8 protein-coding genes are annotated in these 8,738 nt (G+C 36.9%); all 8 read right to left on the minus strand.

Annotated features, from left to right (window positions below):
* Nucleotide 1 precedes the first annotated feature (1 nt).
* Nucleotides 2-853: a UDP-N-acetylmuramate dehydrogenase gene (murB, locus tag DDT91_RS20220; RefSeq protein ID WP_187178018.1), complete on the minus strand. Its 852-nt coding sequence runs from the start codon at nt 851-853 to the stop codon at nt 2-4.
* A 5-nt stretch (nt 854-858) separates the two neighbouring features.
* A complete protein-coding gene (locus tag DDT91_RS20225) occupies nt 859-2,160 on the minus strand; it encodes a polysaccharide biosynthesis C-terminal domain-containing protein (RefSeq protein WP_187178019.1) in 1,302 nt (433 codons plus the stop codon).
* Nucleotides 2,157-2,693, minus strand: coding sequence for a serine O-acetyltransferase (locus DDT91_RS20520; protein ID WP_222718694.1), 537 nt, complete (start codon nt 2,691-2,693; stop codon nt 2,157-2,159). The genes DDT91_RS20225 and DDT91_RS20520 overlap by 4 nt, the downstream gene beginning before the upstream one ends.
* Nucleotides 2,690-3,919: a UDP-N-acetylglucosamine 1-carboxyvinyltransferase gene (locus DDT91_RS20235; RefSeq protein WP_187178020.1), complete on the minus strand. Its 1,230-nt coding sequence runs from the start codon at nt 3,917-3,919 to the stop codon at nt 2,690-2,692. Before DDT91_RS20235 ends, DDT91_RS20520 begins: the two co-directional genes overlap by 4 nt.
* Before the next feature lie 4 nt (nt 3,920-3,923).
* Entirely contained in the window at nt 3,924-4,970 is a 1,047-nt protein-coding gene (locus tag DDT91_RS20240) for an NAD-dependent epimerase (protein ID WP_187178021.1), read from the minus strand.
* A gap of 11 nt (nt 4,971-4,981) precedes the next feature.
* A complete protein-coding gene (locus tag DDT91_RS20245) occupies nt 4,982-6,292 on the minus strand; it encodes a nucleotide sugar dehydrogenase (RefSeq protein ID WP_187178022.1) in 1,311 nt (436 codons plus the stop codon).
* Between the two features lie 208 nt (nt 6,293-6,500).
* Nucleotides 6,501-6,884 (minus strand): four helix bundle protein, encoded by a 384-nt coding sequence (locus DDT91_RS20250; RefSeq protein ID WP_187178023.1) that lies wholly within the window; start codon nt 6,882-6,884, stop codon nt 6,501-6,503.
* Between the two features lie 518 nt (nt 6,885-7,402).
* Nucleotides 7,403-7,966, minus strand: a complete 564-nt coding sequence (locus DDT91_RS20255) for a hypothetical protein (protein ID WP_187178024.1) — start codon at nt 7,964-7,966, stop codon at nt 7,403-7,405.
* Between the last annotated feature and the right edge of the window lie 772 nt (nt 7,967-8,738).

Raw genomic sequence — 8,738 nt, forward strand, 5'->3', positions numbered from 1 at the left:
TTCAAATTATCCGCTGTTCAACTTCCAAATCAATACCGAAATTATCTTTGACTTGATATTTAATTTCAGCAATTAATCTAAGAATATCTTCACCACTAGCATTTCCCCTATTCACGATAAACCCACTATGCTTTTCTGAAACTTGAGCTCCACCAATACTAAAACCTTTTAATCCCAATTCATCAATCATTGGTCCAACAAACACGCCAGGAGGTCTTTTAAAGACACTTCCACAGTTTGGATATTCTCTAGGCTGGATACTCCATCGACGGCATTTACTTTCATGCATCTTTTTTCTAATTACAATAGGTTCTCCTAAACTCAATAAAAACCAAGCCTTGAGAATAATAGCATCCGAATTATCTTGAAAAATACTGGACCTATAATTTAAATTAACTTGATCTTTTTCTAATTCCTTAAATTGAAGATTCTTTAAATCAAGAAATCTGACCTTCTGAAGAACATCAGAAATTACACCTTCCTTAGTTCCCGCATTCATTACTACAGCCCCACCTACGGAACTTGGAATATCATAACAAAACTCAAGACCAGAAAGCGAATTCCTTAATGCTAATTCACTAATCTCATGCAAATAAGCTCCTGCTCCAGCTTCGATGACATTGTAATTTACCCTAGCTTCATTAATAACATTGTTAATTATTAAAAATGGTTGTTCATAGTATTCCTTTGAAAGTATAATATTATGACCACTGCCTATTATGGTCAAATTATCCTCCTTAGAAATTATATCTAAAATATCTTCTTCATTTTCAGGAAAGTATGCTATTTTACAAAAACTTTTTATCCTATAGCCGTTATATTCAGTTAATTCAAAGTTATATTGAACGTTCATGAGATTTAAGAAAGTCTAGGAATAAGTTTGAAAATTGGATCAAAATCTTTTTTAGAAAAACTAAGAATTTCCTTTATTGGTAATCGTACCGCTCTTGAATAAATAATCAAAAACAAAATTGCAGCAATTGAATAACTAATTGAAGAAGATCCTGCAGCACCAGCAGCTCCATATTTAGGAATAAGATAAAAATTCAACAAAATATTGACCAAGAGAGAAGGTAACATAGCATAAATAGCTAGCCATGGTTTCCCTTTGCCAGCTAAATCCATATTCATAACCTTAAAAATCGTTAAAATCAAAACCCCAGGTAGAAGATAATTAAGAACTGCAATACTATCGCTAAATTGATCTCCATACATTCCTATGATTAGGATTTCGGAAAAGGCGAAAAGACCAATGGACACAATACCAACAACCACAAAAGAAACACGTAAAAGTTGAGCTACTTTTAAGGAAAACACGTAATCATCAGTAGAAACCGCACTTCGAGCGAAAACGACCGAACTTAACAGCATAGGAATCTGCCATAAATATTGTGTGATTCCGGCACCTTTAGAATAAATCCCCAACTGGTGAGCACTACTTAGTTTATCTAATAAAATAATATCAATTCTGTAATTTAAATTAATCACAAATAAGGCGGTGGCATAAATAATACCAAGCGATAACATTTGTTTAATTATACCCCAATTGTAGCGGAATGAAAAAAAAGCTAAAAACTTATTTTTAAATAGAAGCATAAAAAACATAAATAAGGGTCCTCCAGTTGATGCTGTCATGGCACCTTTTACGTCCAATTGCATTAACACAATAAGAATTATAGTTCCAATCAAAGATATCAACGAAGGGATCCAATTAATTTTGTTAAAAGTTTTAATATCATTTTTCCCTAAAAAGATACCTGAATTATATATATTAAATAAACTGAAAGGAATAGGAAGAAGTGCTAACAATACTAGGATTATATCGGTTCCGGAATTACTGAAATAATACATTAAAATAAACGATACAATCAATGAAAAAAATGTGGTCATTATCCATATCTGGGTAATTGCTGTTTTAATTTCCTCTTCTGAAAAAATTCCTTTACCTAAAAAATAGGTAGTCGACTGCCTTATCCCTAAAGAGCCGATCGTCATGAATAAAGATGGGTATACTGTAAGGCCAGCTATAATTCCGTTCCCTTCAGGACCTATATAACGCGCAGTAATAATAGAAGTAGCCAATCCGAAAATAATTATAAAAATCTGCGAAATACCTACTCTTAAAAAATCACTTATAAAAGAAGAATTCTTTTCAATCATTTAACTAATATTTTACATGGAATCCCGACTGCAGTTGCATTAGCTGGGACATCAATGTTTACTACCGAATTTGCTCCTATAGTTGCATTTTCCCCAATAGTAATTCCTCCTATAATTTTTGCACCAGCGAAAATTCTAACATTATCTTTTATGACAGGATAGTTCTTTTTTAAAGCATTCTTACCATGACTTCCAAAAGTTACATTTTGCCAAATTTTTACATTATTTCCAATAATAACATTTTTTCCAATTACAATACCAATAGGATGTGCAAATTTAACATTCCTACCTATAACTGCTGAATAATCAATTTGACAAGATCTTTTTATATACATTTTATTCTGATAATATAAAGCCAAATATCTTACGATTTTAATCTTGGATTTTTTTAGATATTTACCAATTCTAAAATTTAGTAAAAGTCTGAAGGAATGATTAAAAAAAAATCCTTTTAAAACAACTCCTATACTAAGTTTACTTACGTTAAGATCAGATTTTAAGGTAGAGATAATTTTACCCAAAATACTACTCATATTAAACTTGACAATTTAGTCCCAAAATTCTCATAACCCCGCTCTATTTGCCATGCATTTTCAATAATAGTTTCTCCTTCTGCAACAAGTCCAGCTAAGAGCAAGGCCATACCTGCTCTTAGGTCTAAGGCTTTAACAGTTGCACCCTTTAATTCATTACCTCCTTCAATTTTTAATAAATCGCCCTCAATACTTGAATGAACTCCCATTTTGGCTAACTCTTCCGCATAGGCATATCTACCTGGAAATCTAAGGTCTATTATCCTTGATTCCCCTTTTGACATAGCTCCATAGATTGCAAATAAAGGTTGCATATCAGAATTAATTCCCGGATAGGGACCAGTACTAATTTCAACGGGAAATGGCGTACCTCCTCTTACAATAAGTGAGTTTTCCCCTCTAAAGAATTTCATTCCACTTTCCCTTAAATTGATCAAAGGGACTTCCAAATGTTCAAAAGGAAAATCTAAAATTTCGACATCTCCACCTGTTATAGTTGCTCCAATCGCCCAGGTGATAGCTTCCATATTGTCAGGAATGGCACTATGCTTGACTCCATGAAGACCTTCTACACCATCAACGACAATACACTTCTGACCAAAAATTTGAATCCTTGCTCCCATTTTATTTAGCATAGCCACCAAATCAACGATTTCAGGGCGAATATGAGGATTCCAAATAATGGTCTGGCCAACTGCAATAGAGGAACTTAAAATCGCGTTTTCAGTAGCTCCAGTGGATCTAATTGGGAGAAAAATTTCGGTTCCTTTGAGCCTACCGTCAACTTTAGTACAAAGATACCCTTCTTCCTCCCAAACCTTTGCCCCAAGCTTTTCAAGTACCATTACGTGAAGATCAAATTTTCTATCACCAAGCTTGCATCCACCGGGTAAAGGAACTATCCCTTCTCCAAACCTTGCAGTAAGACAACCTAAAATCAATAAAGAGTTTCGAATTGATCTTTCATCCCATTTAAGTTCTGGTTTCAAAAAATTCTCTTTGATTTTAATATAACTACCATCTACCACACACTCCTTCCCCATTTGATCCAACATTCCGATGTGGACTTGCATATCCAAAAGCCCTGAAGGACAATTAAAAAGTTCAACATCCTCAGAGGTTAAACATGAGGCTGTAAGAAGCTTTAAGGCATTATTCTTTGCACCACTTACTTTAACTTGACCAACAAGTTTTGATTTACTGATTTTTAGAATATCTGTGACCATTTTTTTAATTTAAAGAATAAAACCCTTTATACCATGCTACAAAATCATTAATCCCCTTTCCTATTGTTGTACTTGGAGAGTAACCTAAATTTTCAATCAAATCCTCAACATCAGCCTGAGTCATTGGAACGTCTCCAGGTTGAATGGGTAAATAATCAATTTTTGCTTTTTTATTCAGATTCTTTTCTATTTCAGAAACATAATCTAGTAACTGAACAGGATTTGAATTCCCAATATTATATACCTTATATGGAGCAGTCTGACTTTCAGAAGGATTAATTTCTTTAGTTGAAATAGTTGGAGCGTTATCTAAAACTCGAATTACACCTTCCACAATATCAGCCACATAAGTAAAATCTCTTACCATTTTACCATTATTAAAAACTTGAATAGGCTCATTATTATGAATTGCTTTTGTGAAAAGAAAAAGTGCCATATCTGGCCTACCCCAAGGTCCATACACTGTGAAAAATCTAAGCCCAGTGGTAGGTAAACCAAAAAGGTGGCTATAGGTATGGGCCATTAATTCATTACTTTTTTTTGTAGCTGCATACAAACTAATAGGATGATCTACATTATCAGAGGTACTTAGAGGCATTTTCTTATTGTTCCCATATACACTTGAAGAACTGGCATAAGCGAGGTGCTTTATATGATTATGACGACAAGCCTCAAGGACATTTACAAATCCAACAATATTACTGCTTATATATGTATATGGATTTTCTAAACTATATCTTACACCAGCTTGAGCAGCTAAATTACAAACTTTATCAAATTTCTCATTTCCAAAAAGTTCAAATAGATTCTCTCTATCCTCTAAATTCATCCTTACAAACTTAAATTTGGGATATTTTTCACTTAAAACTTCCAAATACCATTTCTCAGCATTCATATTTATCCCTAATTCTTTGAGTCTTGCAAATTTTAAATTAGGATCATAATAATCATTAATATTATCTATCCCTATTACTTCATCACCCCTTTCGAGAAGACTTTTACAAAGATGAAAGCCGATAAATCCGGCAGCTCCAGTTACTAATATTTTCATGAAAAATTTATTTAAAGTCTTGCATCCACCTTATCCTTATCGAGTACACTCTTCACATCAAACACCACTTGATTGGATGACTTCTGAATTGGCCAGGATTTGAATTCTTTGTGTGCGACGGCTAGGATAATGGCCGCATAATCCTCGAGAACCGGCTTAGCTCCACCATTGATTACGTCAATACCATACTCATGCTTTACTTCTGCCGAGTCTGCCCAAGGATCATACACACACACGTCCATATCAAAGGACTTGAGCTCCTGATAGATATCGATCACCCGGGTATTGCGCACATCGGGACAGTCCTCCTTGAAGGTAAAGCCAAGAATCAGCACCTTGGAATCAATCACCTTCAGATCCTTGCGCATCATGTGCTTGATCACTTCAGTAGCTACATATTTCCCCATCGAGTCATTGAGTCTACGCCCGGCCAGGATAATCTCCGGATGGTAGCCTACTTCTTGGGCCTTTTGAGCCAGGTAGAAAGGGTCTACCCCAATGCAGTGCCCTCCTACCAATCCCGGACGGAAAGGAAGGAAGTTCCACTTGGTACCCGCAGCCTCGAGTACCTCCTGTGTATCAATACCCAACAAATTGAAGATCTTACTGAGCTCGTTGACAAAAGCGATATTGATATCACGCTGGGAGTTTTCGATCACTTTGGCTGCTTCTGCTACCTTGATCGAAGAAGCCTTGTGGGTACCGGCAGTGATTACAGCCTTATACAGTTGGTCCACGTATTCGGCTACTTCGGGTGTACTGCCGGAGGTCACTTTCAGAATTTTGGTTACCGTATGTTCTTTGTCTCCAGGGTTGATACGCTCAGGAGAATAACCCGCAAAGAAGTCCTCGTTGAATTTCATACCGGAGACTCTTTCCAAGACTGGCACACATTCTTCTTCGGTCACGCCTGGATAAACTGTGGATTCATAGATCACCACATCCCCTTTTTTCAGCACTTTACCGATTGCTTCGGAAGCCTTCAGCATAGGCGTAAGCACAGGACGGTTGTGTTTGTCGGTTGGAGTAGGAACCGTCACGATGTAGATGCTGGCATTTGCCATTTCGGAGGCAGAATCGGTCACTAAAAGACCTTTGCCGGCTTGTTCCAGCTGCTCAGAAGAGGATACCAAGACAGACTGAAGTAAGTCGTCTTCTACTTCCAGGGTACGGTCATGGCCTTTTTGGAGTTCGCCGACCCTCTTGGAATCGATATCGTATCCAATGGCTTTGAATTTTTCCGCGAAAGCGGTCGCCAAGGGCAGTCCTACATATCCTAGGCCGATGATGGCAATTTTGCTTTCGTTAAAAGGTTTTAGCATGGAAAAGTAAATTGGTAATTATAAAGTTGGTTTGGTGTTTAGTCTGAGTTGGAGAAGGGTTCGGGGGAGTTAAAAGTTAAGTTGTTAATCGTTAATCGTTAATTCGTTAAGTGTTAATTTGTTTAGTTTATGTTCGTTAAACGTTAAGTTGGTAAGGGTTAGGGACGGTTACGTTTAACGTTTTAACATTTAACGGGTATTTTAAGGTTTATTTGTACCCCTTTCCACCACTGTATTTTAATGTATTTATTAGTCCTTGGAGTTTGTGTTTTAATTTTTCTGTCAATACCAGTATTTCTGATTGCTCTTCGTTTGAGATATACTTCCAATCCAAAGCTCGATAGGACTGGGATCGAACTTCTCCGTTTGAACCTTTTGAGATGTAAAGAAAATTGATGAACTCCTTGTTTCCATCGCGCTCAAAGCCCTCCGCAATATTATCCATGCAAGAACCTGCCGCTGAATTAATCTGAGCTGAAAATTTGAAATCTTTTAAAAAAGGGCCTTTTGATGTTAAGCGTTTGACAAGTTTGCAAAGCTCTCTAGCTAACTGCCAAACTTCCAGATCCTCAAAATTCTCAATTCTTGCCAAGCGAATTACTAGTCAGGTTAAGCGTTAAGGTGTTAAAGGTTGAGCGCGTTGAAGTTTAACGTTTTAACAGTTAACGAATTAACGGATATTCCTTAAGCAATTATTTATACCATGCTTAACGTTTCACATTGAACCTCTTTAAAGCTTCGCCCTTTCAGTCCCAGTCAGTACAAAAAAGGCTTGTGAGAAGTGGGGAACTGAAGGCAAAATACACCCCTCTGATCTTCCCCTGATACTTTCCTTAGCCTTTCTGTCTTTTTGGGACCTAGCTTTTACTTTCTGGTCTGGCCTGAAAGGATTGACTTTCAGGTATTTTGGGTTTGTCTCTTAAAAAAGGGCCTCAGTTTTAAAATCTGAGGGATTCCCTTAAAAACACTGTGCCAAAGTTACTCAATCAGGCAGTTTTTGTACTCATTTTAAATCCAATTTTTTAAAGCTTTTTTCATATAAATGAAAATGCATTTTATACCCAATTCAGCACCGTCTGTTTCTGATGAAATTTTGGGTTGAGTGTTTGCCTAGGATATCCTCCAGATATTCAGCTTTTCAGAATCAGTAAAATACCAAATCTGGGTATGGCCAAATTTTTCCAAAAACACCTGCTCCCCCTTTGTACTCGTAAAGAACCATTGATACCTTGAGTTATCCAGAGGGCTTTGATTGAGGTTTGACAGCTTTTGTGCTAATTCAGGTAGCTGTGCCCCGTAATCGTACTTTCTTCTAAAATGTCCAAAGCTTGTTCCATTCATCTCGAAATGGTAATAGCTAAATGGATGCAGACCATCTTTTCCGGTAAAGCGAGAGACTTTGAGTTCATTCCCTCGATGGGTACAGGTGCAGATGACCGATGGAGCATCCTGTTCCCCCTGAAGGGAAAACAAAGGGACTAACTCTGTCTTGGGAACTTTCAAAGGCAAGTGCTGTACCTCCTTGTCTTCTGCTCTATGCATGAATTCTCGTATCATCAGGAAAGGATCAAAAAATACCGGTTTGCCTGAATATAAGTACCTGCATTCCACGCCACTTAATTGCCTCTTAACGGTGGAATATCCTGTAACTAGCTTCTTAAAATAATTAAACATACTGGGTTGTGTTAAAAAGGCTACTTACTGAGTGTGATCCCAGTATGTAGTAAACGCACCCAACCTTTATTCCAAAAACAGGTTTAATCAAAATATTACGGCTGGGAACGCGTCCGTAAAATTAAGCCAAAGCCAGGCTAATTTGGAATCATACCCCATAATTTTTTAAGATTTTTTTCGATAAATTATTAATATCCTTTATAAAACCCATTTATTCTTTGATTTTTTTAAAATTTTTTCTTTGTTTATTTATATTTTTATAAATAAGGAAAAATGCACTATACACTCGAAATCAAGAAGATACTCCCCCAAAATGTGTTATTCCAATGAATTGAAATTGGACAAGAATGAGTGCGTTTTTTTAAAGAAATCCAATCCTCCAAGGGCATCCGCAGGATCAGCCTAAAGACCGATACAGGAGACTTGTGTCGAAAGAGTCTACAAGCTGGTTAGGATTACCTCAGTAGTCAGGTAATGATTAGCATCGAGGGTTGATCGGGGGAAATCGGCTAAGAAATGAGGGATGGCAGCGAATGCTAATTATGAGACATAGGGTGAATGTGGAGAGGTTGGTAAGCGTTAAGCGTTAAGGGTTAAGCGTTAAGGGTTAAGGGTTAAGCGTTAAGGCGTTAAGGAAGTCTGAAAAATAAGCGGAGTTTGGGGGCAGGGAGGTCAGGAGGCATGGAAGTTTCGGAAACATCGAATGATGAATATTGAAGTGGGGGCAGGTCGTTAAGCGTTAATGGTTAAGCGTTAAGGAGGTCTGAAAAGG

The sequence above is a fragment of the Algoriphagus sp. AK58 genome (genome assembly GCF_014324365.1).
GTDB lineage: Bacteria > Bacteroidota > Bacteroidia > Cytophagales > Cyclobacteriaceae > Algoriphagus.

Excerpts from the sequence above, each read along its gene's own strand:
- DDT91_RS20245 (WP_187178022.1), bottom strand. The coding sequence starts at position 6,292 with ATGCTAAAACCTTTTAACGAAAGCAAAATTGCCATCATCGGCCTAGGA.
- DDT91_RS20225 (WP_187178019.1), bottom strand. The coding sequence starts at position 2,160 with ATGATTGAAAAGAATTCTTCTTTTATAAGTGATTTTTTAAGAGTAGGT.
- DDT91_RS20520 (WP_222718694.1), bottom strand. The coding sequence starts at position 2,693 with ATGAGTAGTATTTTGGGTAAAATTATCTCTACCTTAAAATCTGATCTT.
- DDT91_RS20240 (WP_187178021.1), bottom strand. The coding sequence starts at position 4,970 with ATGAAAATATTAGTAACTGGAGCTGCCGGATTTATCGGCTTTCATCTT.
- DDT91_RS20235 (WP_187178020.1), bottom strand. The coding sequence starts at position 3,919 with ATGGTCACAGATATTCTAAAAATCAGTAAATCAAAACTTGTTGGTCAA.
- DDT91_RS20255 (WP_187178024.1), bottom strand. The coding sequence starts at position 7,966 with ATGTTTAATTATTTTAAGAAGCTAGTTACAGGATATTCCACCGTTAAG.
- murB (WP_187178018.1), bottom strand. The coding sequence starts at position 853 with ATGAACGTTCAATATAACTTTGAATTAACTGAATATAACGGCTATAGG.